The following is a 1,088-nucleotide window of genomic DNA, read 5'->3' as shown; positions in this document are numbered from 1 at the left end:
AGTAAACCTATTAGGTAACCCTTTGGATTACCAAAAGCTTGAAACCATCATTTCAGGCAAAAATATTGAACTGCTTGAAGATAACTGCGAATCATTAGGTGCCACTCTGAATGGCAAGCAAGCCGGTACCTTTGGTTTAATGGGTACCTACAGCAGTTTCTTCAGCCACCATATCAGTACAATGGAAGGTGGTTTGGTGGTGACTGATGATGAAGAGCTCTACCACATCATGCTGTCTGTACGCTCTCATGGTTGGACTCGTCACTTACCGAAAGAAAACAAACTGTGTGTCAAAAGTGATAATCCATTCGAAGAGTCTTTCCGCTTCATTTTACCAGGTTATAACTTGCGTCCACTGGATATGTCCGGTGCACTAGGTATTGAGCAGCTGAAAAAAATCCCATCGATTGTCGCAGGTCGCCGCAAAAACGCTATCGCCTTCCGCAACATTTTCTCGCAGGTCAAAGGTATTAGCATTCAACAGGAGACCGGTGAAAGTAGTTGGTTTGGATTTGCGATTATCGTAGAAGCTGGTAAAGAAAAACGCGATGAGCTTGCAAAAGTACTGGCAGACAATGGTGTGGAATGCCGTCCGATTGTTGCAGGTAATTTTGTACGCAACCCAGTTGTTGAGTACTTTGACTACCAAGTTCACGGTACATTACACGCTAGTGATAAGGCGAGCGACTGTGGTTTATTCATTGGTAATCATCACTATGATGTTACTGAGAATTTAGAGCAAGTTGCTAAGCTGATTGAATCTGTCATCTAAGCCAAGGAATAAAGATAAGCCAATGTTTCATTGGCTTTTTTTAATATGTTTTTAGAAGAACGCACTTTTTCAAACGTCATTGAACATACCCCTTTAATCTCTATCGATTTAGTCGTTGAAAATGAGGAGGGCTCATTCCTTCTCGGTCAACGGTTGAATAAACCGGCTCAGAATTACTGGTTTGTACCAGGGGGAAGAGTTCAAAAAAACGAAACATTAGAAGATGCATTTCTGCGCTTAACTCAAACCGAATTGGGCAAAGCGTATAATATCGATGATGCAGTATTAATTGGCCCCTTCACACATCTCTATGACG

Annotated in this window: 2 protein-coding genes; both read left to right on the top strand. The window is 41.9% G+C overall.

The window, feature by feature from the left end; translation table 11 throughout:
- A partial coding sequence (locus KIV40_RS33100) for a DegT/DnrJ/EryC1/StrS aminotransferase family protein (RefSeq protein WP_285353622.1) occupies window positions 1-772 on the top strand: 772 nt, incomplete at its 5' end.
- Between the two features lie 45 nt (window positions 773-817).
- Window positions 818-1,088 (top strand): NUDIX domain-containing protein (locus tag KIV40_RS33095; protein WP_285353620.1); only part of this gene is annotated, 271 nt, incomplete at its 3' end.

This window comes from Vibrio sp. D173a (genome assembly GCF_030248475.1).
This window is presented reverse-complemented; position numbering and strand designations above follow the sequence as displayed.